Raw genomic sequence first — 24,646 nt, forward strand, 5'->3', positions numbered from 1 at the left:
CTGTCTGCCAGACAGCTGTCGTGGTGCTACTGAGGAGGATCCATCAGCGCCGAGCCCCGCATTAACGACCGGATTCGCGTTCCCGAGGTACGGCTTGTAGGCCCCAGCGGCGAGCAGGTCGGAATCGTTCCCCTCGCAAAGGCCCTTGAGCTGGCGCAGGAGTACGACCTCGACCTGGTCGAGGTCGCGGCGACCGCCCGTCCGCCCGTGTGCAAGCTCATGGACTACGGGAAGTTCAAGTACGAGTCGGCCATGAAGGCCCGTGAGGCGCGCAAGAACCAGGCGCACACGGTCATCAAGGAAATGAAGCTCCGCCCGAAGATCGACCCGCACGACTACGACACCAAAAAGGGTCACGTCGTCCGGTTCCTCAAGCAGGGTGACAAGGTCAAGATCACGATCATGTTCCGTGGTCGTGAGCAGTCCCGTCCCGAGCTTGGCTTCCGGCTGCTTCAGCGACTCGCCTCCGACGTGGAGGAACTGGGCTTCATCGAGTCCAGCCCGAAGCAGGACGGCCGGAACATGATCATGGTTCTTGGCCCGCACAAGAAGAAGACCGAAGCAATGGCCGAGGCCCGCGAGGCCCAGGCCGCCCGCAAGGCGGAGCGTCAGGGCACCACTGCCCACGACGACGAGCCCGCGGACGAGGTTGCCGAAGTCGCTGCCGAGGCCCCGGCCGAGGCAGCACCTTCCGAGGCGTGATCCACGGGGCCGCCACCCAGGCGGCCCCCGGATTTCCGACCGGAAACCCCCAACCAAAGATCTGACGTTCCCGCAGTCCGGTGCCCGCACCGGGGGCCGGGGGAGCGGCACTGACGAGGAGATACGGCGCGATGCCGAAGAACAAGACGCACAGCGGTTCCAAGAAGCGCTTCAAGATCACCGGCTCCGGCAAGGTGCTCCGCGAGCGTGCCGGCAAGCGCCACCTGCTCGAGCACAAGTCGTCCCGCGTGACGCGCCGCCTCACCGGCACCGTTGAGCTGGCCCCGGGCGACGCCAAGAAGATCAAGAAGCTTCTCGGCAAGTGATCCCGCCGCCTACGGCGCATCCGCCGCAGGCACTGGATCAAGACCGGGACCAATTCGTTTTCGGGTCGTGTGAACACCCCCCACGACCCCGCTACAAGGAGTCAAAGTGGCACGCGTCAAGCGCGCAGTAAACGCCCACAAGAAGCGCCGGGCAATCCTCGAGGCGGCCAAGGGCTACCGCGGCCAGCGTTCGCGCCTGTACCGCAAGGCCAAGGAGCAGGTCACCCACTCCCTGGTCTACAACTACAACGACCGCAAGAAGCGCAAGGGCGACTTCCGCCGTCTGTGGATCCAGCGCATCAACGCCGCTGCCCGCGAGAACGGCATGACGTACAACCGCCTCATCCAGGGTCTGAACGCCGCCAACATCGAGGTGGACCGCAAGATCCTCGCCGAGCTGGCCGTCAACGACCCGACCGCGTTCGCCGCGATCGTCGAGGCCGCCCAGAAGGCGCTGCCGAGCGACGTCAACGCCCCGAAGGCCGCCGCCTAGTCCTGTCCGGACCGGTAAGAGATCTTCCTGGCTGAAGCCGGACCCGCAGACGCACGCCGTGTCTGCGGGTCCGGTCGTTTTCCCCGCCGGGGCCCGCGGGCCGCCCCGGCCACGCACAGCCGCCCCCGCCCGCCACGTACGTACGAAGAAGTGAGCCGCACACACCCATGGGCACCCCCGAGCTGATCTCCCCGCGTTCCCCGCGCGTCACCGCCGCCAAGCGGCTGGCCAGGCGCAGCTTCCGGGGCAAGGAGCGCCGGTTCATCGCCGAGGGGCCCCAGGCGGTGCGGGAGGCCGTCGGCCACCGGGGCCCGGACGGGCAGCCCACGCTGATCGAGCTGTTCACGACCCTGGAGACCGCCGAGCGGTACACCGACATCGTGGACGCCGCACACGCGGCCGGCGCCCGGGTGCACCTGGCGGGCGACGACGTGCTCGCGGAGATCTCGCAGACCGTCACCCCGCAGGGCATCGTCGGTGTCTGCCACTTCCTGGACTCCCCGTTCGAGGAGATCCTCGCCGCGAAGCCCCGGCTGGTCGCCGTGCTCGCCCACGTGCGCGACCCCGGGAACGCCGGTACGGTACTGCGCTGCGCCGACGCGGCGGGCGCGGACGCCGTCGTCCTCACCGACGCGTCCGTCGACCTCTACAACCCCAAGTCGGTGCGCGCGTCGGTCGGTTCGCACTTCCACCTGCCGGTCGCCGTGGGTGTCCCCGTCGAACAGGCGGTCGCGAAGCTCCAGGCGGCGGGGGTACGGATCCTGGCCGCCGACGGCGCCGGGGACCGGGACCTCGACGACGAACTGGACGCGGGCACCATGGGCGGCCCCACCGCCTGGGTCTTCGGCAACGAGGCCTGGGGACTCCCCGAGGAGACCCGCGCCCTCGCGGACGCCGTGGTGCGCGTCCCGATCCACGGGAAGGCCGAGAGCCTGAACCTGGCCACGGCCGCCGCCGTGTGTCTCTACGCGTCCGCGCGGGCACAGCGGGTACGCACCACTGCCTGAGGGTCCTCCGTTCGGAGTAGGGTGACGTGCTCGGGCCCACTGCGCTGTTCGGATGGGTGGAGGCGGGGCGGGGATGGTGGCGGAACTGACGGAACAGGTCGCGGGCGTACGGGAGTTCGGTGCGCCCGGAATCGATCCGGACGACCTGCCGGACGGTCTGGTCGTCGCCGACGGGACGGGCCGCGTGGTCTGTTTCAACGCCGCGGCGGCACGCATCACCGCCGTGCCGGCCGCCCTCGCGCTGGGTCGCCCGCTCGTCGACGTGCTGCCGCTGGAGGACCTCAAGGGCCGCCGCTGGTGGACCCTCACCGACCCGTACGAAGGCCTGGCCATCCGCGGCGGACAGCCCGAGCGGAACCTGCTGCTGCCCGGCGGGCGCGAGGTGCTGGTCTCCGCGCGGTACGTGCGCGAGCAGCCGTGCGGCCCGGTCCGCCGGGTGGTGGTCTCCCTGCGCGGCACGGAGGCGCGGCGGCGCACCGAGCGCAGCCACGCCGAGCTCATCGCGACGGTGGCGCACGAGCTGCGGTCGCCGTTGACCTCGGTGAAGGGGTTCACCAGGACCCTGCTCAGGAAGTGGGAGCGCTTCACCGACGACCAGAAGCTGATGATGCTGGAGACCGTCGACAACGACGCCGACCGCATCGCCCGGCTGATCGCCGAACTCCTGGACATCGCGCGCATCGACACCGGGCGGCTCGAACTGCGCCGACAGCCCGTCGATGTCGCCACCGCCGTCGCGCGGCACGTACACGCGCGTATCTCCGCAGGTCAGGACGGGGAAAGGTTCCTCGTGGACATCCGCCACCCGTTGCCCGACCTGTGGGCCGATCCGGACAAGGTGGACCAGGTACTGGGCAACCTGCTGGAAAATGCGGTGCGGCACGGCGAAGGACTCGTCACCATCGAGGTGGCACCCGCCACCGGCAAGGACGACGAGAAGGGCACGGCCGTGACCGTCAGCGACGAGGGCCCGGGAATTCCCGAGGAGTCGCTGAACCGCGTCTTCACCCGTTTCTGGCGGGGCAGCAAGCGCGGCGGCACCGGCCTGGGGCTGTACATCGTCAAGGGCGTCGTCGAGGCGCACGGCGGCACCATCACCGTCGGCCGGGGCCCCGGTGGCGGCGCCGAGTTCCGATTTATCCTGCCCGTCGGCGCTCCCGCCTACCTGGCCTGAGCCGCCCACGGGCGCCTTCGCCTTCCACGGCCCTTTAGACTCGACCTTTGGCACCTTTGCGTCCTCACACGTGTCGAGCGGGGCCGCCCACCAGCCATCGGAAGTACGGGAAGAGATGTCCGCACCCAATAAGTCGTACGACCCTGTCGAGGTCGAGGCGCTGAAACCCGAAGAGATCGAGCGCATGCGGGACGAGGCGCTCGCCGCCTTCGAGTCCGCGGCCGACCTCGACGCACTCACGCACGCCAAGACCGCGCACACCGGGCCCACCTCGCCGCTGTCCCTCGCCAACCGCGAGATCGGCGCGCTCCCGCCCCAGGCCAAGGCCGAGGCGGGCAAGCGCGTCGGCATGGCCCGCGGCGCCGTCAACAAGGCGCTCGGCGCCCGGCTGGCGGTGCTGGAGGCCGAGCGCGACGAGCGCGTGCTGGTCGAGGAGGCGGTGGACGTCACGCTGCCGTACGACCGCACCCCGGCCGGCGCCCGGCACCCGCTGACCACCTTCATGGAGCGCGTCGCCGACGTCTTCGTGGCGATGGGCTACGAGGTCGCCGAGGGCCCCGAGGTCGAGGCGGAGTGGTTCAACTTCGACGCCCTGAACTTCGTGCCGGACCACCCGGCCCGGCAGATGCAGGACACCTTCTTCGTGCAGGGCGAGGACGGCGCGAAGACGGACGAGTCCGGTGTCGTGCTGCGCACCCACACCTCCCCGGTGCAGGCCCGCGCGCTCCTTGAGCGCCGCGAGCCGCCGGTGTACGTCGTGTGCCCCGGCCGCGTCTACCGTACGGACGAGCTCGACGCCACGCACACCCCGGTCTTCCACCAGATCGAGCTGCTCGCCGTCGACGAGGGCCTGACCATGGCCGACCTGAAGGGCACCCTCGACCACATGGTCCAGGCTCTCTTCGGCGCGGGCATGAAGACCCGGCTGCGCCCGAACTACTTCCCCTTCACCGAGCCGTCCGCCGAGATGGACATGGTCTGCTACGTGTGCCGCGGCGAGTCCGTCGGCAACCCGGACCGGCCCTGCCGCACCTGCGGCAGCGAGGGCTGGATCGAGCTCGGCGGCTGCGGCATGGTCAACCCGAAGGTGCTCACCGCCTGCGGCGTCGACCCGGAGAGGTACAGCGGCTTCGCCTTCGGCTTCGGCATCGAGCGGATGCTGATGTTCCGGCACAACGTGGAAGACATGCGAGACATGGTCGAGGGTGACGTGCGTTTCACTCGGCCCTTCGGGATGGAGATCTGATGCGGGTCCCGCTTTCCTGGCTGCGGGAGTACGTCGATCTCCCCGCCACCGAGACCGGCCGTGACGTGCAGGCCAAGCTGGTGTCCGCGGGTCTTGAGGTGGAGACGGTCGAGCAGACCGGCGCCGGCCTCAAGGGCCCGCTGGTCGTCGGCCAGGTCCTCACCGTCGAGGAGCTGGAGGGCTTCAAGAAGCCGATCCGCTTCTGCACGGTCAACGTGGGCACGGCCAACGGCACCGGCGAGCCGCAGGAGATCGTCTGCGGCGCCCGTAACTTCGCGGTCGGCGACAAGGTGGTCGTGGTCCTGCCGGGCGCGGTGCTGCCCGGCGACTTCGCGATCGCCGCGCGCAAGACGTACGGCAAGACCTCGCACGGCATGATCTGCTCGGGCGACGAGCTGGGCATGGGCGACGACGGCAGCGGCGGCATCATCGTGCTGCCTCCCGAGTACGAGCCCGGCACCGACGCGATCGCGCTCCTGGAGCTCGTCGACGAGGTGCTCGACATCGCGGTCACCCCCGACCGCGGTTACGCCCTCTCCATGCGTGGCATCGCCCGCGAGGTGGCCACCGCGTACGGGCTGCCGCTGCGCGACCCGGCGCTGCTCGACGTCCCGGCGCCGAACTCGTACGGCTACCCGGTGCGGATCAGCGACCCGCAGGGCTGCGACCGCTTCACCGCGCGTTCGGTCACCAACCTCGACCCCGAGGCCCGCTCCCCGATCTGGCTCCAGCGCCGCCTGCAGAAGGCGGGCATGCGCCCGATCTCGCTCGCCGTCGACATCACCAACTACGTGATGCTGGAGCTGGGCCAGCCGCTGCACGCCTACGACCGCTCACGCGTCCAGGGCGCCATCGGTGTCCGCCGCGCGGAGCAGGGCGAGAAGTTCACGACGCTCGACGGCGCCAAGCGCGTGCTCGACGCCGAGGACCTGGTCGTCACCGACGACCGGGGGCCGATCGGCCTCGCGGGCGTGATGGGCGGTGCCAACACCGAGGTCGCCGACGTCGAGATCGACCCGGCCACCGGCGAGGCGCGCGGTACCACCGAGCTCCTCATCGAGGCCGCGCACTTCGACGCGCTGACCATCGCGCGGGCGTCCCGCAGGCACAAGCTGACCTCCGAGGCATCCAAGCGCTTCGAGCGCGGCGTCGACCCGCAGGCGGGTCCCGCGGCGGTGCAGCGCACCGTCGACCTGCTGGTGCTGCTCGCGGGCGGCTCCGCCGAGGCCGGGGTCACCGAGGTCATCGCGCCCTCGGCGCCCCGTTCCATCTCCATGAGGGCGGACCACCCGGACCGCGTGGCGGGTGTGGCGTACGGCCGCGAGACCGTCGTGCGCCGCCTCCAGGCGGTGGGCTGCGACGTGTACGGGCAGGACGAGCTCGTCGTGACCGTGCCGTCCTGGCGTCCGGACCTGGCGTTCCCGAACGACCTGGCCGAGGAGGTCATCCGGCTGGAGGGGTACGAGAACCTGCCCTCTACGCTGCCGACCCCGCCGTCCGGCCGCGGTCTCACCGAGCGCCAGCGCCTGCACCGCCGGGTCGGACGCTCCCTCGCGGGCGCCGGGTACGTCGAGGCGCTGAGCTACCCGTTCGTCGGGGAGGCCTCCTTCGACCAGCTCCAGCTCACCGCCGACGACGAGCGCCGCAACACGGTCAAGCTGGTCAACCCGCTCGCCGACACCGAGCCCGCCCTGCGCACGACGCTGCTGCCCGGGCTGCTCGGTGCGCTGCGCCGCAACGACGGCAGGGGCAGCCACGACCTGGCGCTGTTCGAGACCGGGCTCGTCTTCCTGCCGACCGGCGAGGAGACCAAGGCCGTGCGCCTGCCGGTCGACCGCCGGCCCACCGACGCGGAGATCGCGGGGCTCAACGCCTCGCTGCCCGCCCAGCCCCGGCACGCCGCCGTCGTCCTCGCGGGCGCCCGCGAGCAGGCCGGCTGGTGGGGCAAGGGACGCCCGGCGACCTGGGCCGACGCGATCGAGGCCGCCCGCGGCCTGGCCCGTGAGGCGGGTGTCGAGCTGATCGTCACCCAGGGCGCCAAGGAGCCGTGGCACCCGGGCCGCTGCGCCGCGCTCGCCGTGGTCGTCGACGGCGCGGAGCAGCACATCGGCTTCGCCGGTGAACTGCACCCGCGCGTGGTGAAGGCGATGAACCTCCCGGGGCGCACCTGCGCGATGGAGCTCGACCTGGACGTGCTGGAGAAGGCCGGTCAGGGTGCGCTGCAAGCGCCCCGGATCTCCACCTTCCCCGTCGCCACCCAGGACGTCGCGCTGGTCGTCGACACGGACGTCACCCACACCCGGGTGGAGAAGTGCCTGCGTGAGGGGGCGGGTGAACTCCTGGAGGACATCCGCCTGTTCGACGTCTTCACCGGCGAGCAGCTCGGCGAGGGCAAGAAGTCCCTGGCGTACGCGCTGCGCTTCCGCGCCGCCGACCGCACGCTCACCGTCGAGGAGGCCACGGCCGCCCGCGACGCCGCGGTGGCACGTGCGGCCGAGCACACGGGAGCCGTGCTGCGCGGCGCCTGAGACGGCAGGCGGCGGCGATTGCCCCAGGCACATCACCCTGCTGAACGCCCTGTCGAGGGGCGCACCCGGGACACGGGTGCGCCCCTCACTCATTCGGGTGAGAAGTGCGGCCGATGTACGCATCGCGGCACGAACGCAGAACAGAATCATTCCGGCCGACCGGCCTTACGCGGCGAAGTGCTCCGAAGGGGCCGTCAGGAATGATCAGTCAGAGGGCGGGGCTGCGCCGGCGCGCGGGACACCGCACCGGAACGGCGCGCCGTACGGGGGCGATACGTCGCCCGTGGACGCGGCGGCGCGCCCGCCGCACCGCCCGACCCGCCAGGTACGCGCTCGGCGCCGCGCTCCTCGGACTCTGGTTCGCCGCCGTCGTGGGCTTCGAGCTGGCCCGCCCGCTCCCCGACCTGGTCACCTGCTCGTGCTTCGTACTGGCCGCGGTGCTGCTGGCCGTGGGGATCCGGCTGGGCCCGCTGCGGGAACTGCGCCGGCTGGAGGAGGTGGCCCGCGCCGTGCAGGAGGTGGTGCTGCGCCCGCTGCCCGCCCGTCTGGAGGGGCTCGCCCTGGCCGCGGGCCAGCTCTCGGCCAGCCCCGGGGCCGTCGTCGGCGGTGACCTGTACGAGGTGATGGCGACCGTGCACGGGGTGCGGGTGGTGATCGGGGACGTACGGGGGCACGGGCTGCCGGCGATCGGAGCGGTCGCCGCGCTGCTCGGCAGCTTCCGCGAGGCCGCCCACGACGAGCGCGAACTCGGCGGTGTGCTGCGGCGATTGGAGCGGGCCCTGCAACGGCACCTGGACGAGCGTGCGCGGGACGGACACCCGGCCCGGGGCATGTCGCAGGCGGACGACCCGCTGCTGGAGGAGTTCGTCACCGTGCTGCTCCTGGAGATCCACGAGGACGGAGAGGTGCTGGCCCTCAACTGCGGTCACCCGTGGCCCTACCGGGTGCGCACGGGCGCCGAGACGGTCCGGGGAGCGGATCCGCTGCCTCCTCTCGGCCCGTTCCCGCTGCCGCCGGAGCTGCACCCGACGCGGTGCGTCACACTGCGGCCGGGTGAACTCCTCGTACTGCACACGGACGGGGCGCAGGACGCCAGGAACGCGGACGGGGAGTTCTTCCCCCTGCGCGACGCCCTCACCGGGGCGGCGGCCGAGCCGTCGGCGTCGCCCTCCGCGGTCGTCGAGCGGGTGCAGCGGGCGCTGCTCCGGCACACCGGCGGACGGGTGTCCGACGACGTGGCGCTGGTGGTGCTGCGCAACGACCGGCCCCGGGTGCCGGTGCAGGGCGCGGCGTCGTTCCTTCACCGGGCCGAACCCTCCCGTCACTGAGATCTTCCGGGCCCCGGGCGGAGGAGCTCCGCGGCTGCCGTCCGCCCCGCCGCGGGAGGTGCAGGTCAGCCGGGCGGGACGGACGGGGTGGGGATCGGGCCGCCGCGCTGGTGGAGGGGGGAGCCGGCGGCCCGGCCGCCTCTTGCGAGGCAGTTCAGTCAACCGACTCGCGGGGCTGGACGGCAGCGGGTGAAGGGTGTGGCCGCAGGCACTCGGTTCACTCCCCGTGTGAATGCCCCGGTACTACGCTGGTGCACGACCGAGTCAGCCGGAGGCGCTCCGATGCAGCCCAATGCCCTTCTCGACGCCCTGCTGGACGAGGCCGGGATCTCCCAGGCCGGTCTGGCCGCGCACGTCAACCACGCAGGCGGGAAACGGGGGTTGACGCTGCGCTACGACCACACGGCGGTGCGCAGGTGGCTCAAGGGGCAGCGCCCGCGCGGCCAGGTGCCCGACCTGATCTGTGAGGTCCTCAGCACCCGGCTGCACCGGCAGGTGGCGCTCGACGCCATCGGGCTCGGCGGTTTCCAGGGCGACCTGACCTCGTCGGCCGGCCCCGTCGGCAACTCCACCCTGTCCGGGTTCGTGGAGCGGGCCACCGCGCTGTGGCGCTCCGACGAGCAGCAGCGCCCGCACGTCCTCGGCGCCCCCGCCGTCACCGGCACACCGGCCGTGATGCCGGTCTGGGAGTGGGAGAACCCGCCCGAGGACAGCGACGTCTCCCGGTCCGGGCAGACTCATGTGAACCTCGCGGACATCGAGACCCTCAAGGCCGCCCGCGCGCACTACGAGCAGATGTACCGCAAGGCCGGCGGGGTGGCCACCCGCTCACGCGTCGTGGGCTTCCTCAACTCCGAGACCGCGCCCCTGCTGCGCGGCGGGTACAACGACACCACCGGCCGCCAACTGCACCGAGCCACCGGCGGGTTGGTGGCCATCGCGGGCATCTGCGCCTACGACTCCGACGCCCAGGGACTCGCCCAGCGCTACTTCCACCAGGCGCTGCGGCTCGCCAAGGCCAGCTGCGACCGGGGGCTCGGCGCCTATGTGATCGCCCTGCTCGTCAACCAGTCGCTGTTCATGCGGGAGTACCGGCAGGCGGTCGCCTTCGCGGAGGCCGCCCTGCGCACCGCGGGGCGTGAGATCAGCCCGGCGCTCGCCGCCGACCTGTACGCGATGCAGGCCAAGTCGTACGCCCACCTCGGTGACGGGGGCAGCACCCTCGCCTGCATCCGACGGGCCGAGAAGGCCGCCGACCGCATCCGCCCCGGCCACGAGCCGGACGAGACCGGCTACGTACAACCGGGCCTGGTCAACGTACAGGTGGCGGAGGCATTACTCAGTATGGGGGACCTCGCACCCGCGCGGGAGCACGCGGCGGCGGCGGTCGACACCCACGCACACGACCGCGGCCGGGTGCACCGGCTCGCCATCCTCACCCACGTCGAACTGCGGCAGGGGGAGGCCGACCGGGCGGTGGCCACCGCGGTCGAGATGGCCGAGCAGGCGCGGGGCATGGAGTCCCAGCGGCTGAGAGACCGGCTGCGTGCCGTGCGAGAGCATCTGGCTGCCAGTGGATGTGCCCAGGCCGACGAGGCGGCCGAAATGATCGACGGGGCGCTCCGCATTCCCCTGTAAGGGCCGCCGGGCGCTGGTTCCCCCAGCGTGCTCCCTGCTGCGATGTTGCCATCTACGTGCATTCAATTGCCGGAAGGTGGCAGAACCGTGCAGTGGACGAACCTAAACGAACAAACTGTGTATGAGAACCCGTGGTTCCGGGTGAATCTCGCGGACGTCGAACTTCCCAACGGCCGTCATCTGGACCACTTCCTCATCCGCCTGCGCGCGGTGGCCGTCGCGACGGCCGTCAACGAGGCGAACGAGGTACTGATGCTCTGGCGCCACCGCTTCATCACCGACAGCTGGGGCTGGGAACTGGCCGCGGGTGTCGTCGAGGACGGAGAGGAGGTCGAAGCGGCAGCGGCCCGCGAGATGGAGGAGGAGACGGGGTGGCGCCCCGGTCCGCTGCGCCACCTGCTCACCGTCGAGCCGTCCAACGGCCTCACCGACGCCCGGCACCACCTCTACTGGGCGGAAGGGGCCACCTACACCGGCTACCCGACGGACGACTTCGAGTCCTCGCGCCGCGAATGGGTGCCGCTGAAGCTGATCCCCGACATGATCGCGCGGGGAGAGGTCCCGGCCGCCAACATGGCGGCCGGGCTGCTGATGCTGCATCACCTGCGCCTGGGATGAAGGCAGTCGACCGCCCGGACCTGGTGCGGGCGGCGACCGCTAACGGCCCAGGACCTGCCAGACGGTGACGGCGAGCGCGCCCAGCGCGGTCAGGGCCGCCACCGCGGGCAGCGGCCAGCGGGTGTGTTCCAGAATGCTGACCCGGGCGATCAGATCGGTGAGGTCCTTGTCGTTCTGATCGTCCCGCAGCGTCTGTACGGCGAGCCGTCCTTCGATGTGGGCGAGCCCCACATCGAGGCGACGGCGAATTTCCGCGATCTCTTCTACGACCACGCTCTGCTCGGGGTCGGTGGTCACGATGTCCGCTCCTTCACGGGGGAGTTGGCTCAGTTGCTTGTGACGGTGAGTCAACTCCCTTTGCCCGTACGGCGGGAGCGTGTGTGCGGGGCATATGCGAGCACACCCCGCACACCGCGTGCGCCCCCGCACACTCCGTGCGAATCAGGAGTGCGCGGGGGCAGAGGTCCGTCCGCCACACTGAGTGCGGGCGACAGAGGTCCGTCAGCCGTACGGGTAGAAGCCCGAGCCCGTCTTGCGGCCGAGCCTGCCCGCGTCAACCATCCGCTGGAGCAGCGGCGGAGCGGCGTACAGCGGCTCCTTGAACTCGTCATACATCGAGTCCGCGACCGAGGCGACCGTGTCGAGGCCGATCAGGTCGGCGAGCTTGAGCGGGCCCATCGGGTGGGCGCAGCCCAGCTCCATCCCGTTGTCGATGTCCTCGCGCGAGGCGATGCCCGACTCGAACATCCGGATCGCGGAGAGCAGATACGGGATGAGCAGCGCGTTCACCACGAAACCCGAGCGGTCCTGGGCGCGGATCGCGTGCTTGCCGAGGATCTTCTCCACCATCGAGTGCGCCCGGCTGATCGTGCCCTCGGACGTGGTGAGGGCGGGGATCAGCTCGACGAGCTTCTGCACCGGCGCCGGGTTGAAGAAGTGGATGCCGATGACCGCGTCCGGACGGGACGTGGCGACGGCCAGCTTCACCAGCGGGATGGAGGAGGTGTTGGAGGCCAGGATGGCGTCCGGGCGGGTCACGACCTGGTCCAGGATCTGGAAGATCTCCGTCTTGACCTGCTCGTTCTCCACCACGGCCTCGATCACGAGGTCACGGTCGGCGAACTCGCCGAGGTCGGTGGTGAAGCTCAGGCGCTCCAGCGTCGCGTCGCGCTCCTCCTCGGAGATCTTGCCGCGCTCGGCGGCCTTCGAGAGGGAGTTGTAGAGGCGCGTACGGCCGATCTCCAGGGCCTCGCCCGTGGTCTCGGCGACCTTGACCTCAAGGCCGCTGCGGGCGCACACCTCCGCGATGCCGGCGCCCATCTGGCCGCAGCCCACCACTCCGACGCGTTCGATGTCGGTCACATCGTGCCTTTCGCTCTGCGTATCCGAATCCCCGACGTTACTCCGCGTCTTCACGGTGACGGAGCGGAGGGGCGGGCATGCTGTGCCCGAGCGCAGGTCCGTGACCCAACAGTGAGGTGTTGTTTTGTGGGACATATCGCACGAAGGAGGATGGTGGCCGCGATGATCGGCGCACTCGCCGTGCCGGCCGTGCGGGGCAGCGCGGCGGCCAGGCCCGGCCCGCCCCCCGGACGGGAGACGCGCGGGATGTGGCTGGCCTCGGTGGCCAACCGGGACTGGCCGTCCCGCAAGGGCCTCAGCGCGGCGGAACAACGCGCTGAGCTGCTGGTTCACCTGGACACCGCGGTTCGTCGGCGACTGAACACGGTGGTGCTCCAGGTGCGCCCGACCGCGGACGCCCTGTGGCCTTCGCCGTACGAGCCCTGGGCGGAATGTCTCACCGGCGAGCAGGGCCGTGACCCCGGCTGGGACCCCCTGGGCACGGCCGTCGAGGAGGCCCGTCGCAGGGGTCTTGAGCTGCACGCCTGGTTCAACCCGTACCGCGTGGCAAATCACACAGATCCCACCCGGCTCGCGGCGGACCACCCGGCCCGCAGCCACCCCGGTTGGATCGTCCCGTACGGCGGCAGGCTGCACTACAACCCGGGGCTGCCGGAGGTCCGCCGCTTCGTGCAGGACGCGATGCTCGACGCGGTGGCGCGCTACGAGATCGACGCCGTCCACTGGGACGACTACTTCTACCCCTACCCGGTGGCGGGGGAGTCCTTCGCGGACGCCGACGCCTACGAGGAGTACGGCGCGGACTTCGCCTCGCTCGGCGACTGGCGGCGGAACAACACCGAGCTCCTCGTACAGGAGATGGGTGAGCGGATCCGCGAGGTGCGGCCCGGGGTGCGCTTCGGGATCAGCCCGTTCGGCGTGTGGCGCAACTTCGACCGGGACCCCGAGGGATCGCGGACCAGGGCGGGCCTCGCCACCTACGACGACCTGTACGCGGACACGCGGAAGTGGGTGCGGGAGGGACTGGTCGACTACATCTGCCCGCAGCTGTACTGGAACATCGGCTTCGAGCCCGCGGACTACGCGGAGCTGGTGCGGTGGTGGTCGGCGGCGGTACGGGGCACGGGGGTCGACCTGTACGTCGGCGAGGCCCTCTACAAGGCGGGCGACCCCGCCCAGCCGGCGCCGTGGCAGGACGCCGGGGAACTCTCCCGGCACCTGACGCTCGCGGGCACCCACCCCGAGGTGCGGGGCCACGTCTACTTCTCGGCGCGCGAGGTGTCGCAGGACCGGGCGGGAGCGATGGCAAGGGTGGTGGAGGACCACTACGGGTGAGGTGGCGGGGGCCTGGCCCGTGCGGCCGGGGTTGTGCGGGCCGTCGGCGGTGTGAGGGGAGGCCGTGCCGTCGGGCGTCGTTCCCTGGCGGGCGGGTCCCCGCTCGGCTCGGCGGGCCGCGGCCCGTACGGGCACAATGCCCCCATGAGCGACGATCAGCGTCCCGTGGACATCAGCGCCCTCACCCGCCCCGGCGCCTGGACCGGTCTCGACCCGGAGGGCCGTCGGGCATGGCTGACGGCGGTCCAGGAGCACCACTTCTCCCGGCCGGACGCGGGCGAGGACGCGCCGGCGGGGCGCACCTACGTGCTCGACGGGCGGCACGTCACCGACCGTTCGGCCCTCTTCCTTGCGCTCGGCGAAGCGGTCAACGGGCCGGGCGGCTACTTCGGGGCCAACCTGGACGCGCTCAACGACTGTCTGCGCGGCGGGTACGGCGTGGGCACGCCGTTCGTCCTCGACTGGCAGGACTCCGAGACCGCCCGTACCCACCTGGTGGCGTACTTCGACTCGGCACTCGACGTGCTCCGCGAACACGGCGTCGACGTGCGACTGGGCTGATCGTCGACCCGTCGACCCGTCGTCCCGTCGACCCGTTTCCCCACCCTCTCAGCCCGTCAGTCCTTCGCAGGCGGCCCGCAGTCTCCGTACGCCCTCGGTGATCTCCGCGGCGCCCGCGACCGCCGCGAAGCTCAGCCGGAGGTGACCGGCGGGGGCCTCCGCGCTGAAGTACGGGCGGCCCGGGGCAACGGCCACCCCGGCCCGTAGCGCGGCCGACACCACGGCCGGCTCGTCGGTGCCGTCCGGCAGACGCAGCCACAGGTGGTAGCCGCCGGACGGGACGTGGGCGAGGCCCAGCTCCGGCAACCGCAGCCGGAGCGCGGCGGTGAGGGTGTCCCGGCGGTTCTGCAACTCACCCGACACCGTGCGCAGATGGCGGGGCCAGGCGGGGGAGCCCACCAGTTCGGTGGCCGCCTCCTGGAGGGGACGGGGCACGAAGAAGTTCTCGACGACCTGGATGGCACGCAGCCGCTCCAGGACCGGTCCGCGCGCGGCGAGCGCGCACACCCGGAAGCTGGGCGAGGTCGCCTTGGTGAGCGAGCAGACGTGGACGACCACCCCGTCGCGGTCGTCGGCGGCCAGCGGACGGGGCAGCGGGCCGGCGTCCGCGTGCACCAGGCGCCGTACGAAGTCGTCCTCGACGACGAAGGCGCCCGCGGCCCGCGCGATCCTCAGCACCTCCGGCCGGCGCCCGGCCGACAGCACCGCTCCGGTCGGGTTCTGGAACAGCGGCTGGCAGATGAAGACCCTGGACCCGGTCGCCCGGAAGGCGGCCTCCAGCAGTTCCGGACGTACCCCGTCCGTGTCCACCGGCACCGGCACCGGACGCAGCCCCGCGGCGCGCGCGATCGCGAGCATCCCCGGGTACGTGGGCGACTCGACCAGTACCGGGGCTCCGGGCGGGGCGAGCGCCCGCAGTGTCGTGGTGAGGGCGCTCTGGCCGCCGGCCGTGATCAGTACGTCGGCGGCGGTGACCGCGCCTCCGATGCCACGGGCGAACCATTCGCGCAGCTCGGGTATGCCGTCGGTGGGCGGGCGCCCCCACGCCCCCGGCCGCCGCCCGGCGCGGGCCAGGGCGGCGGCCATCGCCCGCTCGGGCTGGAGGGACGCGTGCAGATAGCCGCCGTTGAACTCGATGACACCTGCCGCGGGCGCGGCGAGCGTCACCAGGACACCCGATGCGTCCACCGTGCGCGGTACGAGGTCGGTGGCTCCCTCCGCGCTGAGCGCAACCTCCTGCCAGGAGATGTCCCCCGAGGGCGCGGCCTCCGCACGCATCTCGGCCCGGAAGGCGCCGGCGCCGGGACGGGTGACGAGGAGACCCTCCGAGGCAAGCTGGGCCAGGGCTCGGGAGACGGTGACCGGGCTGACGCGATGACGCTCGACGAGGACCCGACTGGACGGCAGCTTTCCACCGGGGGAGTAGCGGTGAAGATCCGCTCTCAGAACTGAAGCCAGTTCGGCAACGCTGCTACGATCGTGCATGAGAGATGAGAATAGCGCTACTCCACCGTCGTCGATAGCAGTTGCGGAGCCACCAGCGGGGGCTTCCCTCCAGGTGCGTAACGGCACCCTGCTCGCCGCCCTCGGCATCGTCGCCTTCTCGCTCACCTTCCCCGCCACCGCGTGGGGACTCGAAGGCTTCGGGCCCTGGACGCTGGTCGCCGTACGCAGTGTGCTGGCCGCGCTCGTCGCGGGAAGTGCGCTGCTCGCCCTGCGGGTGCCCGTGCCGCACCGCCGGCACTGGGGCGGTCTCGCCGTGGTCGGAATCGGCGTGGTCATCGGCTTCCCGATGCTGACCACGCTCGCGCTCCAGACCTCCACCACCGCTCATTCCGCGGTAGTGGTGGGCCTGTTGCCGCTGACCACCGCCGTCCTTTCCGCCGTACGCACCGGGAACCGGCCCTCGCGTGCCTTCTGGGCCGCGGCGCTCGCCGGGGCGGCCGTCGTCATCGGGTTCACGGTCCAGCAGAGCGGCGGGAAGCTCTCGGCTGCGGATCTGTACCTCTTCGCGGCGCTGCTGGTGTGCGCCGCCGGGTACACCGAGGGCGGGCGCCTCGCCCGCGAGATGCCGGGCTGGCAGGTCATCGGATGGGCGTTGATCATGTGCCTGCCGGTGGCCGCACCTGCCGCGGCGGTCGCGCTCGCCACCGAACCCCTGCACCTGACCGTGCACAGCGTCGTGGGGCTGCTCTGGGTGGCGGTCGGGTCGCAGTTCCTGGGGCTGGTGGTGTGGTACCGGGGGATGGCGGAGATCGGGGTCGCCAGGGCGAGCCAACTCCAACTCGCCCAGCCCTTGTTGACGCTCGTCTGGTCGGTCCTGCTGCTCGGTGAGGTGCTGCCGGTGGCGGCGCCGGTGGCAGCGGTGGCGGTGCTGGTGTGCATTGCGGTCACCCAGCGGGTGAAAAGCTGAGGCAGGCGCTACTCCACGGCGTCAACTCGCCCGCCAAGCCGTAGACTTGTTTCTTCGGCAGCGAGCTCAGGAGGTCAGTCCGATGCGAGCGAGCGTGGGCGACCGGCTGTTGACACACGGCAGGATCGTGGGTCAGCAGGACCGGGTCGCGGAAGTCGTGGAGGTACTGGGGCCGAACGGGGCGCCGCCGTACCGTGTGCGGTTCGCGGACGGGCACGAGACGGTGATGTCACCGGGCCCGGACACGGTGGTACGCAGGCAGGGGCCGGAGACAGACGTCGGGTGAGAGGGCCCGCCGGGGGGCGAGTGCGCTCACCCGGCTCGCATCATCCTGCGGAAAAGCCCGTGGATCTCCTCGGTCAGTTCCGGTGCCGGTCCCTCCACCGCGATGCCCGGCACCACCTGCTGCACCGGCAGGATCGTCAAAGGCGGCCGATCGGCCCCCAACTCGTCCAGCCAGCCCAGGAGTTGCTCGGACGAGCTGGCATAGGAGATGCGGCCGAGTCCCACCCAGCCGTGTGCGGCCGCGCACATCGTGCAGTGCTCGCTGGAGGTGTAGACGGTTGCCGCCCGCCGCGCGTCGGGCGGCAGATGTGCGGCGGCCCAGCGGGCGAGCGCGAACTCGGGATGCTGGGTGTGGTCGCCGCCGCCCACCCGGTTGCGGTCCTCGGCGAGCACCACGCCGTCCGCGCCGACGAGCACGGAGCCGAACGGCTGGTCACCGGCGGCCAGCGCCTCGGCGGCGAGCTCCACGCAGCGGCGCAGATGGGTCAGATCGGTGCCGTCGGTCATCGGCTTCTCCCGGGCGGGTCGGTACGGGTGGGTGCGGGGATCCACGAAACTCCTTGGAACCCTATGCGGCGGCAAGGCTACGGTGACGGCACTTCGACGGACGGAGAGCCGCACCGCATGACCCGCACGCAGCAGTTGCCACGACCCGAGCGCATCAGGACCGAACGCCTGGACCTCGTTCCCCTCACGGCGGCCCACGCGCGCGAGATGGCGACGGTGCTCGCCGATCCCGCCCTGCACGTCTTCACCGGCGGGGAGCCGCTGGCCGAGGACGCGTTGCGCACCCGGTACGAACGCCTGGCGGGCGGCTCACCGGACCCCGCCGTCGGCTGGCTCAACTGGGTGCTCCTGCTGCGCCCCGAGTCCCGTCCGACGGGCACGGTCCAGGCGACCGTCCGGGACGGGGTCGCGGAGATCGCCTGGGTGGTGGGCACCGATTGGCAGGGCCGAGGCATCGCGAAGGAAGCGGCCCGCGGCCTGGCGGCGTGGTTGTCGGGACAGCCGGGAGTCGGCGAACTGTGCGCGCACATCCACCCTGAGCACCGTGCCTCACAGGCCGTCGCCCGCTCCGCCGGTCTCGCGCCGACGGAGCGGTGGGAGGACGGCGAGGTGCGGTGGGAGAGGGCGCTTGCGGTTGTCGGGTCCGGGCGGGCGGAGCGCGAGGCGTGCGCAGGGCCTGCCGCTTCCGCGGAGCTCGTGGTGCCGGCAGAGCACGTCGTGCTTGCCGGACCCGTAAGGTCCGCCGGGTCCGCCGGGTCCGCCGGGGCCGCCGGGTCCGCCGGGGCCGAGACGCCCGGCGCGGTCGATGTCGCCTCGTTGGCCGGGCCCGCCGGTGCCCAGCAGCCTGCCGGAGCCGGAGCCGGAGCCGGAGCCGATGCCGGAGCCGATGCCGCCGGTGCCGGTGCCGGTGCCGATGCCGGTGCCGCCCCGCCCGGTAGGGACGCGTCGGTCGTGCGGGTCGCGCACGGGTGGGTGCGGGGAATGGAGGTCAGTCCCGGGATCACCGCCCACCTCGGGATCCCCTACGCCGCACCGCCGTTCGGCCCGCATCGCTTCCGTGCTCCGCAGCCCCCCGCCGCCTGGGACGGCGTCCGCGACTGCACCGCCTTCGGTGTGATCTCCCCGCAGTCGGCCGAACTCCCCGGCGCACCCTCGTGGGCGCCCGGCGACGAGGACGTACTCACCCTCAACGTGTGGTCACCACAGCTGGACGGGCAGCTTCCCGTGCTCGTCTGGATCCACGGCGGCGCCTACACGTTCGGCTCCAGCGCCCAGCCCGACTTCGACGGCACGGTCCTGGCCCGCGCCGGTCTGGTCGTGGTCACCGTCAACTACCGGCTCGGCTTCGAAGGCTTCGGGCACGTCCCCGCCGGTGGCGCCGCCTACCCCGAGAACCGCGGTCTCCTCGACCAGGCCGCCGCCCTGCGCTGGGTGCGTACGAACATCGCGGCCTTCGGCGGCGACCCGGAACTGGTGACCGTTGCGGGGCAGTCCGCCGGGGGTACCTCCGCGGTGAGCCTGATGCTGATGGACGAGGCACGCGGGCTCTTCCGGCGGGCAGTCGCGCACAGCGCCGTCGGCCCCTGTTTCTCCCGCGCGGCCGCGGCAGACATCACGCGCAGGGTCGCGGCCGCCGCCGGGGCCCCCGCCACCGCCGAAGGGCTGCTCGCCACGTCCCCGGCAGCGCTCGTCGCGGCAACCGACCAGGTGGCCGAGGTTTACCGCAGGGACCCGGGCTCCGGCGCCCTCCACTACGACCCGGTTCTCTACGGCCCGGTGGCCGACGGCGCCGTCCTGCCCGTCGACCCCCTCGCGGCGCACGCGGCCGCGCCGGTGGCCGACATGCAGCTCCTGGTCTGCCACACCACCGAGGAGTACTGGCTCCTGGACGCGGTGGGCAACAGCGCGAAGGTCACCACCGAGGCACAACTGACCGCCTTCTGCACCGACTTCGGCATCACCCCGGCCGTCGTCGACGGCTACCGCAGCCGACGGCCCGACGCCTCCGTGCTCGACGTCTACCTCGCCCTCTTCGGTGACCTGCACTTCGCCGAGTACAGCAACCGTGTCGCCGACGCCCACGTCAGGGCCGGAGGCCGCACCTTCCTCTCCCGCTTCGCCCGTCGTCGTACGGATGCCGAGGGGCGGCCCTCGGTCCGCGCCTGGCACTGCGCGGACATCCCGTTCGCCTTTGGTGCCCACCGTGACAGCCGGCTGGAATTCCTCATCGGTGGGCCACCCACCCCCGAGGACGACGAGCTGTCCGCCCAACTGGTACGTTCCTGGGCGGAGTTCGCCGCCACCGGGGATCCCGGCTGGGCGCCGTACGACGGAACGGACGAAGGTGCGGTACGGATCTGGGGCGCGCCCGCGGCGGACGGCCCGCCGCGCGAGCTGTGGCGGGGCACGGACTTCACCCCGTTCCTGCCCTGAGCAGAAGGAGTCGGGAGAGCAAAAGGGGGTGCCTGGCGGCGGCCCGGACGTTACGGTACGCAAGATCGTCGGTCTGTCACGACCTGTCGACGCTTACGTGGACGAGAACGAGGGCCCGATGGCACCCACCAGCACTCCGCAGGGCGAACCCGATTACCTGGCAGGGCAGTTCGAGGCCCAGCGTGAGCGCCTGCGCGGTGTCGCGTACCGGATGCTGGGCTCCTCCAGCGAGGCCGAGGACGCCGTGCAGGAGGCCTGGCTGCGGCTCGGCCGCCAGGACGCGGGCAGCATCGACAACCTGCCCGGCTGGCTGACCACGGTGGTCGCCCGCGTATGCCTCGACCAGTTGCGCTCGCGCACCTCGCGCCGGGAGGCCCCGCTGGATCCGCTCGACGACACGCACGTACCCGACCCGATCGTGCGGCGGGACGACGCGGACCCGGAGCAGCAGGCGGTGCTGGCGGACTCGGTGGGGCTCGCCCTGCTCGTCGTACTGGAGACGCTGGGGCCCGCGGAGCGGCTCGCCTTCGTCCTGCACGACATGTTCGCGGTGCCGTTCGACGAGATCGCACCGCTGGTGGACCGGACCCCGGCGGCGACCCGCCAGCTTGCGAGCCGGGCCAGGCGAAGGGTACGGGACGGCGCCCCGGCTCCGGACACGGACGCGAGCCGTCAGCGGGAGGTGGTGACGGCCTTCCTCGCCGCCTCCCGTGGCGGCGACTTCAACGGCCTGCTCTCGCTCCTCGACCCGCGGTGCGTGCTGCGCGCGGACACCGGACCCGGGATGCCGGGGATGTCGAAGGTGGTGCGCGGTGCGAGGGAGGTCGTCTCGAACGCGCTCATGTTCGCGAAGGCCGCGCAGTCCGCCCGTCCGGCGCTGGTGAACGGGGCACCGGGGCTGGTCAACGTGGTCGACGGACGGATGGTCGGAGTGATGGGCTTCACGGTGGTGTCCGGCAAGATCGTGGAGCTGAACATCCTGGCGGACGGACAGCGACTGTCAGAGCTGGACACGAGCTTCCTGGAGGACTGAGGGCGAGGGGGCCAGGGGGCTAGGGGGCTAGGGGGCCAGGGACCCTGCGGCTGGGGGAGGGCGGTCCGAGCCGAGCGCGCGGCGCGCTCAAACTCGTGCCGTGCCGTGCCGTGCCGTGCCGTGCTCGGGTTCGCGCCCGCGCTCAGGTTCGTGCGGCGCCCTGCTCGGGCTCGCGCCCGCGCTCAAGTTCGTGCCGCGCCCGCGCTCGGGTTCGTGCCGCGCCCGCGCTCGGGTTCGTGCCGCGCCCGCGCTCGGGTTCGTGCCGCGCCCCCGCTCAGGTTCGTGCCGCCGTCCCGCTCGCGCCCGCGGCGCGCTCAAAGTCGTGCCGTGCCCCGCTCGCGCCGCGGCCCCGCTCGTGCCGTGCCCCGCTCGTGCCGTGCCCCGCTCGTGCCGTGCCCCGCTCGCGCCGCGGCCTCGGTCGTGCCGTGCCCCACTCGTGCCGCGGCCCCGCTCGCGCCGCGGTCCCGCTCGGGTCCCGGCCACGCCCGCCGGCCCACCGCCGCCCGCCGGCGGGACCCGTCGGCCCCGTCCCGCTGGTCACTCGTCGCCGGTCGCAAGGTTCTCTCGCGCCGAGTGCCCCCGCGTTGCGCCCCGAGTCACCCCCTGCCCCGCTCACCAGATATCTTGACGTCAAGCAATGTTGCAGACGTGGAGCGGAGTACCCGGTGACTGACTCGACCATCATCTATACGCACACCGACGAGGCCCCGGCCCTCGCGACGTATTCGTTCCTGCCCGTCGTCGAGGCCTACGCCTCCACGGCCGGTGTCACGGTCGAGCGCCGTGACATCTCCCTGGCCGGCCGCATCATCGCGAGCTTCCCCGAGCGCCTCAAGGAGGAGCAGCGCATCGATGACGCTCTCGCCGAGCTCGGCGAGCTGGCCAAGACGCCCGGCGCCAACATCATCAAGCTGCCCAACATCTCGGCCTCGATCCCGCAGCTGAAGGCCGCGATCGCCGAGCTCCAGGCCCAGGGCTACGCCCTCCCGGACTACCCGGACGACCCGAAGTCCGACGAGGACAAGGACGTCCGCGCCCGTTACGACAAGGTCAAGGGCAGCGCCGTCAACCCGGTCCTGCGCGAGGGCAACTCCGACCGCCGCGCCCCCGCCTCGGTGAAGAACTACGCCAAGGCCCACCCCCACCGCATGGGCAAGTGGACCCCGGAGTCCAAGACCAACGTCGCCACCATGGGCGCCGACGACTTCCGCTCCACCGAGAAGTCCGCCGTGATCGCCGAGGCGGGCTCGCTCCGTATCGAGCTGGTCGGCGACGACGGCGCCACCACCGTGCTGCGCGAGTCGGTCCCCGTCCTCGCCGGTGAGGTCGTCGACGCCTCGGTCATGCGGGTCGCCGCCCTGCGCGAGTTCTTCACCGCGCAGCTCGCCCGCGCCAAGTCCGAGGGCGTGCTCTTCTCCGTGCACCTCAAGGCCACCATGATGAAGGTCTCCGACCCGATCATCTTCGGCCACGTGGTCCGCGCCTTCTTCCCGAAGACCTTCGCCCAGTACGGTGACGTGCTCGTTGCCGCCGGTCTGACCCCGAACGACGGCCTCGGCGGCATCTACAAGGGCCTGGAGGCGCACCCGCAGGGCGCCGAGATCAAGGCCTCCTTCGACGCCGAACTCGCCGAAGGCCCTGAGCTGGCCATGGTCGACTCCGACAAGGGCATCTCCAACCTGCACGTGCCGTCCGACGTCATCGTCGACGCCTCGATGCCGGCCATGATCCGCACCTCCGGCCACATGTGGGGCCCGGACGGCGGCGAGGCCGACACCCTCGCGGTGATCCCGGACTCCTCCTACGCGGGCATCTACCAGGTCGTCATCGACGACTGCCGCGCCAACGGCGCCTACGACCCGTCCACCATGGGCTCCGTACCCAACGTGGGTCTGATGGCGCAGAAGGCCGAGGAGTACGGCAGCCACGACAAGACCTTCGAGATCCCGGCCACCGGCACCGTCCGGGTCCTCGCCGAGGACGGCACCGCGGTCATCGAGCAGGCCGTCGGGGCGGGCGACATCTTCCGGATGTGCCAGACCAAGGACCTCCCCATCCAGGACTGGGTCAAGCTGGCCGTCACCCGCGCCCGCGCCACCGGCGTCCCGGCGATCTTCTGGCTGGACGAGGACCGCGCGCACGACGCGCAGCTCATCACCAAGGTCAAGAAGTACCTCGGCGACCACGACACCGACGGTCTCACCATCGAGATCAAGTCGCCGGAGAAGGCCATCGCCTACTCCCTGGAGCGCATCCGCCGCGGCGAGGACACCATCTCGGTGACCGGCAACGTCCTGCGCGACTACCTGACGGACCTCTTCCCCATCCTGGAGCTGGGCACCAGCGCCAAGATGCTGTCCGTCGTCCCGCTGATGAACGGCGGCGGCCTCTTCGAGACGGGCGCCGGCGGCTCCGCCCCGAAGCACGTCCAGCAGCTCGTCAAGGAGAACTACCTCCGCTGGGACTCCCTCGGTGAGTTCCTCGCGCTGGCCGTCTCCTTCGAGCACCTCGCCACCACCACGGGCAACGCGCGCGCCCAGGTGCTCGCGGACACCCTGGACCGCGCCACGGGCACCTTCCTCAACGAGGACAAGTCCCCGAGCCGCAAGCTCGGCGGCATCGACAACCGTGGCAGCCACTTCTACCTGGCGCTCTACTGGGCCCAGGAGCTGGCCCGGCAGAGCGACGACGCCAAGCTCGCCGAGGCCTTCGGCGCGCTGGCCGCGACGCTGGCCGAGCAGGAGCAGACCATCGTCGACGAGCTCATCGCCGTGCAGGGCTCGCCGGTCGAGATCGGCGGTTACTACCAGCCGGACGCGCAGAAGGCCTCGGCCGTCATGCGTCCGTCGAAGACGCTGAACCAGGCGCTCGCCACCCTCGGCTGAACCGCCTGACGCGTCGCTCGCCTGACGCCACGTCAAACACGTTGAAAGGGCTGCCCCGGACGGTACTTCACCGACCGGGGCAGTCCTGTGTCCGGTGCTCCGGCCGGCCGGAAGCTACCGCCCGAGGGTGACCTCCAAGGTGCCGGCCGTGCCCGCCGTCCGCCCCGGGGCGCTCTGGAACTTCCAGTACAGGTTCGTGTGCGCGATCACCTGCTCCGGCGTCGGCGCACCCCACGCCGTCTTGTCGCCCGCCGTGTGCGCGTCGCCGACCAGGACCGCGTCGTACCCCCTGGCGAACGCGCCGTGCAGGGTCGAGCGGATGCAGGCGTCGGTCTCCGCGCCGACGACGACGAGCCGCCCCACCCCGAGCCCGGACAGCACGTCCTCCAGGTCGGTGTCCTCGAAGGAGTCGCCGTAACTCTTCGCGACCAGCGGCTCCGCGTCCGCCGGGGTCAGCTCCGGGACCAGCTGCCAGTCGTCGCTGCCCCGGGTGAGCTCCTCGTCCGAGTGCTGGACCCAGACGACGGGCACGCCTTCGTGCCGTGCCCGCTCGACCAGGCTCGCGATGTTCGCCACCACCTCGTCGCGCAGGTGGGCGCCGCCCACCACGCCGTTCTGCACGTCGACGACGAGAAGTGCGCTGTTCGGCCGGTTTTCCAGAGTGGTCATGATCTCCCCTTCATGAGCGCCGATTTCCTCTCCCCGCAAGGTATCCCGACCCACTGACAACAGGACTCAGCGCCGACCGGCCAGCAATGGCCGGTCACTTGAC

22 protein-coding genes and 1 pseudogene are annotated in these 24,646 nt (G+C 71.8%); 18 read left to right on the plus strand and 5 right to left on the minus strand.

Features of this window, described 5'->3' with window-relative positions; all coding sequences use genetic code 11:
- Window positions 1-42: 42 nt before the first annotated feature.
- From infC to ACIQM4_RS26560, 10 genes are all read left to right on the plus strand, one after another.
- Window positions 43-702 (plus strand): translation initiation factor IF-3, encoded by a 660-nt coding sequence (gene infC / locus ACIQM4_RS26515; RefSeq protein ID WP_401596859.1) that lies wholly within the window; start codon window positions 43-45, stop codon window positions 700-702.
- A 131-nt stretch (window positions 703-833) separates the two neighbouring features.
- A complete protein-coding gene (gene rpmI / locus ACIQM4_RS26520; protein ID WP_401596350.1) occupies window positions 834-1,028 on the plus strand; it encodes a 50S ribosomal protein L35 in 195 nt (64 codons plus the stop codon).
- Window positions 1,029-1,134: 106 nt separating this feature from the next.
- Entirely contained in the window at window positions 1,135-1,521 is a 387-nt protein-coding gene (gene rplT / locus ACIQM4_RS26525; RefSeq protein ID WP_401596352.1) for a 50S ribosomal protein L20, read from the plus strand.
- Window positions 1,522-1,688: 167 nt separating this feature from the next.
- Entirely contained in the window at window positions 1,689-2,528 is an 840-nt protein-coding gene (locus ACIQM4_RS26530) for a TrmH family RNA methyltransferase (RefSeq protein ID WP_401596355.1), read from the plus strand.
- A 73-nt stretch (window positions 2,529-2,601) separates the two neighbouring features.
- On the plus strand, window positions 2,602-3,702 hold the full coding sequence (locus ACIQM4_RS26535) for an ATP-binding protein (protein ID WP_401596358.1): 1,101 nt from the start codon (window positions 2,602-2,604) through the stop codon (window positions 3,700-3,702).
- Between the two features lie 115 nt (window positions 3,703-3,817).
- Window positions 3,818-4,948 (plus strand): phenylalanine--tRNA ligase subunit alpha, encoded by a 1,131-nt coding sequence (pheS, locus tag ACIQM4_RS26540; protein ID WP_401596360.1) that lies wholly within the window; start codon window positions 3,818-3,820, stop codon window positions 4,946-4,948.
- Window positions 4,948-7,476, plus strand: a complete 2,529-nt coding sequence (pheT, locus tag ACIQM4_RS26545; RefSeq protein WP_401596363.1) for a phenylalanine--tRNA ligase subunit beta — start codon at window positions 4,948-4,950, stop codon at window positions 7,474-7,476. The genes pheS and pheT overlap by 1 nt, the downstream gene beginning before the upstream one ends.
- A gap of 200 nt (window positions 7,477-7,676) precedes the next feature.
- Window positions 7,677-8,804, plus strand: coding sequence for a PP2C family protein-serine/threonine phosphatase (locus ACIQM4_RS26550; protein WP_401596366.1), 1,128 nt, complete (start codon window positions 7,677-7,679; stop codon window positions 8,802-8,804).
- Window positions 8,805-9,086: 282 nt separating this feature from the next.
- Entirely contained in the window at window positions 9,087-10,442 is a 1,356-nt protein-coding gene (locus tag ACIQM4_RS26555) for a transcriptional regulator (protein ID WP_401596369.1), read from the plus strand.
- A gap of 87 nt (window positions 10,443-10,529) precedes the next feature.
- A complete protein-coding gene (locus tag ACIQM4_RS26560; protein ID WP_401596372.1) occupies window positions 10,530-11,060 on the plus strand; it encodes an NUDIX domain-containing protein in 531 nt (176 codons plus the stop codon).
- A gap of 39 nt (window positions 11,061-11,099) precedes the next feature.
- Here ACIQM4_RS26560 and ACIQM4_RS26565 read toward each other — a convergent pair whose 3' ends face one another.
- Both ACIQM4_RS26565 and ACIQM4_RS26570 read right to left on the minus strand, forming a co-directional pair.
- The gene (locus ACIQM4_RS26565) at window positions 11,100-11,357 is read right to left on the minus strand and encodes a hypothetical protein (protein WP_401596375.1); all 258 of its coding nucleotides are present in this window, start codon (window positions 11,355-11,357) and stop codon (window positions 11,100-11,102) included.
- A gap of 204 nt (window positions 11,358-11,561) precedes the next feature.
- Window positions 11,562-12,422, minus strand: a complete 861-nt coding sequence (locus ACIQM4_RS26570) for a 3-hydroxybutyryl-CoA dehydrogenase (protein WP_401596378.1) — start codon at window positions 12,420-12,422, stop codon at window positions 11,562-11,564.
- A gap of 150 nt (window positions 12,423-12,572) precedes the next feature.
- Between ACIQM4_RS26570 and ACIQM4_RS26575 the strand changes: the two genes are divergently transcribed.
- Both ACIQM4_RS26575 and ACIQM4_RS26580 read left to right on the plus strand, forming a co-directional pair.
- The gene (locus ACIQM4_RS26575) at window positions 12,573-13,757 is read left to right on the plus strand and encodes a glycoside hydrolase family 10 protein (RefSeq protein WP_401596380.1); all 1,185 of its coding nucleotides are present in this window, start codon (window positions 12,573-12,575) and stop codon (window positions 13,755-13,757) included.
- A 144-nt stretch (window positions 13,758-13,901) separates the two neighbouring features.
- On the plus strand, window positions 13,902-14,318 hold the full coding sequence (locus ACIQM4_RS26580) for a barstar family protein (RefSeq protein WP_401596383.1): 417 nt from the start codon (window positions 13,902-13,904) through the stop codon (window positions 14,316-14,318).
- 48 nt (window positions 14,319-14,366) lie between these two features.
- Here ACIQM4_RS26580 and ACIQM4_RS26585 read toward each other — a convergent pair whose 3' ends face one another.
- The gene (locus tag ACIQM4_RS26585) at window positions 14,367-15,803 is read right to left on the minus strand and encodes a PLP-dependent aminotransferase family protein (protein WP_401596386.1); all 1,437 of its coding nucleotides are present in this window, start codon (window positions 15,801-15,803) and stop codon (window positions 14,367-14,369) included.
- Here ACIQM4_RS26585 and ACIQM4_RS26590 point away from each other — a divergent pair.
- Window positions 15,802-16,731 carry a DMT family transporter gene (locus ACIQM4_RS26590; RefSeq protein ID WP_401596388.1) on the plus strand — a complete coding sequence of 310 codons (930 nt, stop codon included), beginning with the start codon at window positions 15,802-15,804 and terminating at the stop codon, window positions 16,729-16,731. The two genes, ACIQM4_RS26585 and ACIQM4_RS26590, sit on opposite strands and share 2 nt — an antisense overlap.
- An 82-nt stretch (window positions 16,732-16,813) precedes the next feature.
- Window positions 16,814-17,017, plus strand: coding sequence for a DUF1918 domain-containing protein (locus ACIQM4_RS26595; RefSeq protein WP_401596390.1), 204 nt, complete (start codon window positions 16,814-16,816; stop codon window positions 17,015-17,017).
- A 26-nt stretch (window positions 17,018-17,043) separates the two neighbouring features.
- Here the strand turns inward: ACIQM4_RS26595 and ACIQM4_RS26600 are convergent, their stop codons facing one another.
- Entirely contained in the window at window positions 17,044-17,523 is a 480-nt protein-coding gene (locus tag ACIQM4_RS26600) for a nucleoside deaminase (RefSeq protein WP_401596862.1), read from the minus strand.
- Window positions 17,524-17,640: 117 nt separating this feature from the next.
- Between ACIQM4_RS26600 and ACIQM4_RS26605 the strand changes: the two are divergent.
- The 4 genes and pseudogenes from ACIQM4_RS26605 to ACIQM4_RS26620 form a co-directional block, all read left to right on the plus strand.
- Window positions 17,641-18,090: pseudogene (locus tag ACIQM4_RS26605) on the plus strand (GNAT family N-acetyltransferase); the annotation flags it as partial.
- 384 nt (window positions 18,091-18,474) lie between these two features.
- Window positions 18,475-19,956 carry a carboxylesterase/lipase family protein gene (locus ACIQM4_RS26610; RefSeq protein ID WP_401596865.1) on the plus strand — a complete coding sequence of 494 codons (1,482 nt, stop codon included), beginning with the start codon at window positions 18,475-18,477 and terminating at the stop codon, window positions 19,954-19,956.
- A gap of 118 nt (window positions 19,957-20,074) precedes the next feature.
- Window positions 20,075-20,989 carry a sigma-70 family RNA polymerase sigma factor gene (locus ACIQM4_RS26615; RefSeq protein WP_401596392.1) on the plus strand — a complete coding sequence of 305 codons (915 nt, stop codon included), beginning with the start codon at window positions 20,075-20,077 and terminating at the stop codon, window positions 20,987-20,989.
- A gap of 665 nt (window positions 20,990-21,654) precedes the next feature.
- Window positions 21,655-23,874: an NADP-dependent isocitrate dehydrogenase gene (locus ACIQM4_RS26620; RefSeq protein ID WP_401596395.1), complete on the plus strand. Its 2,220-nt coding sequence runs from the start codon at window positions 21,655-21,657 to the stop codon at window positions 23,872-23,874.
- Between the two features lie 114 nt (window positions 23,875-23,988).
- Here the strand turns inward: ACIQM4_RS26620 and ACIQM4_RS26625 are convergent, their stop codons facing one another.
- Window positions 23,989-24,543, minus strand: coding sequence for an isochorismatase family protein (locus tag ACIQM4_RS26625; RefSeq protein ID WP_401596398.1), 555 nt, complete (start codon window positions 24,541-24,543; stop codon window positions 23,989-23,991).
- Window positions 24,544-24,646: the final 103 nt, after the last annotated feature.

Source organism: Streptomyces sp. NPDC091272 (assembly GCF_044757485.1).
Taxonomy (GTDB): Bacteria; Actinomycetota; Actinomycetes; order Streptomycetales; family Streptomycetaceae; genus Streptomyces.

Coding starts and splice junctions, on each gene's coding strand:
- rpmI (WP_401596350.1), top strand. CDS start 834: ATGCCGAAGAACAAGACGCACAGCGGTTCCAAGAAGCGCTTCAAGATC.
- ACIQM4_RS26530 (WP_401596355.1), top strand. CDS start 1,689: ATGGGCACCCCCGAGCTGATCTCCCCGCGTTCCCCGCGCGTCACCGCC.
- ACIQM4_RS26535 (WP_401596358.1), top strand. CDS start 2,602: ATGGTGGCGGAACTGACGGAACAGGTCGCGGGCGTACGGGAGTTCGGT.
- pheS (WP_401596360.1), top strand. CDS start 3,818: ATGTCCGCACCCAATAAGTCGTACGACCCTGTCGAGGTCGAGGCGCTG.
- pheT (WP_401596363.1), top strand. CDS start 4,948: ATGCGGGTCCCGCTTTCCTGGCTGCGGGAGTACGTCGATCTCCCCGCC.
- ACIQM4_RS26550 (WP_401596366.1), top strand. CDS start 7,677: ATGATCAGTCAGAGGGCGGGGCTGCGCCGGCGCGCGGGACACCGCACC.
- ACIQM4_RS26555 (WP_401596369.1), top strand. CDS start 9,087: ATGCAGCCCAATGCCCTTCTCGACGCCCTGCTGGACGAGGCCGGGATC.
- ACIQM4_RS26575 (WP_401596380.1), top strand. CDS start 12,573: ATGGTGGCCGCGATGATCGGCGCACTCGCCGTGCCGGCCGTGCGGGGC.
- ACIQM4_RS26580 (WP_401596383.1), top strand. CDS start 13,902: ATGAGCGACGATCAGCGTCCCGTGGACATCAGCGCCCTCACCCGCCCC.
- ACIQM4_RS26590 (WP_401596388.1), top strand. CDS start 15,802: ATGAGAGATGAGAATAGCGCTACTCCACCGTCGTCGATAGCAGTTGCG.
- ACIQM4_RS26585 (WP_401596386.1), bottom strand. CDS start 15,803: ATGCACGATCGTAGCAGCGTTGCCGAACTGGCTTCAGTTCTGAGAGCG.
- ACIQM4_RS26595 (WP_401596390.1), top strand. CDS start 16,814: ATGCGAGCGAGCGTGGGCGACCGGCTGTTGACACACGGCAGGATCGTG.
- ACIQM4_RS26600 (WP_401596862.1), bottom strand. CDS start 17,523: ATGACCGACGGCACCGATCTGACCCATCTGCGCCGCTGCGTGGAGCTC.
- ACIQM4_RS26615 (WP_401596392.1), top strand. CDS start 20,075: ATGGCACCCACCAGCACTCCGCAGGGCGAACCCGATTACCTGGCAGGG.
- ACIQM4_RS26625 (WP_401596398.1), bottom strand. CDS start 24,543: ATGACCACTCTGGAAAACCGGCCGAACAGCGCACTTCTCGTCGTCGAC.